Annotated in this window: 1 protein-coding gene and 1 pseudogene; both read right to left on the reverse strand. The window is 49.7% G+C overall.

Features of this window, described 5'->3' with window-relative positions; genetic code table 11:
• Positions 1 to 606, reverse strand: a pseudogene (locus KDK14_RS00235) (putrescine ABC transporter permease PotH); the annotation flags it as partial.
• 96 nt (positions 607 to 702) lie between these two features.
• The coding region (locus KDK14_RS00240) for a TOBE domain-containing protein (protein ID WP_257263005.1) at positions 703 to 1,074 on the reverse strand (372 nt) is incomplete at its 5' end.

Raw genomic sequence — 1,074 nt, forward strand, 5'->3', positions numbered from 1 at the left:
GGCATAAATAGGGAGGACCATAAATGGCAGATAGGCATAAACGATGCCTATATAAACAGCGATGTTGGTATTCAGGATCTGCAGGGGCTGGTCAATCATGCCACACCACATCAGCAGGTTATTCAATAACCCGTTATTTTTCAGTATGCCCATCCAGGCGTATATGCGGATCAGGAATGAGGTCCATGAGGGCAGAAGCACCAGCATGAGCAGGAAACTTTGTTTTCTACCAGGTGCCCGGGCCATGGCGTAGGCCATGGGATAGCCCAGCAGAAGGGAGAAGAAGGTAGCCACCAGGGCCAGCCGGATGGAGGTCAGATAGGCCTGCAGGTACATCTCATCGTCGGCCAGGAACAGGTAGTTGCCCAGATTGACATTAAATGTCAGTACTTCATCAAAGTATTCAACGATGGCTGAATAGGGTGGAATGGCAATTTCTGCCGATGAAAAGCTGATCTTGACCACAATCAGAAAGGGTACAAGAAAGAATATAAGTAGCCAGAAATAGGGGACGCCCAGAACGAGGCGGCGTCCCCACCGTTCCCTTAAGGCGTTTACCCTCTCTGGTCCCCACGCGCAGGCACCTTTTGTTAACAGGTTGGACATGACTGATTCCACAAAGTATCGGTTCCCAGTGGCTTGCCAAATAGAAAGCCTGCAGAAGTTTGTTAAAAAATACTGAATAAGGTTAGCGTTGATTGATCAGCTATTCAGGACAACACCACTGTCATCGTCCCAGCTGATATAGACCTCGTCACCCCAGGTCGGGTTATCAGCGGTGCGGATCACATTTGCCATGTTGGACTGGACTATCATGTCCGACGGAAGCCGTATATGATAAACCGAATGCCCCCCCAGATAAGCAATGTCGTGTACCACACCTTTGCTCCAGTTGTAGTTCCCTTCCGGCTGCTCTCTGGTCACCATGGTTTTTTCAGGACGCACGGCAATCCAGACCTTACGGTCTTCCAGTGGTGCCATGATACCGTGGCCAATGTAGATAGATTGTTGGACCTGGTGGGATTGAATGATGACGTAACCCGCTTCTTCTTCGGTGATCTCCCCTTCAAACAT

This window comes from Endozoicomonas sp. ONNA2, from assembly GCF_024606365.1.
Classification (GTDB): domain Bacteria; phylum Pseudomonadota; class Gammaproteobacteria; order Pseudomonadales; family Endozoicomonadaceae; genus Endozoicomonas.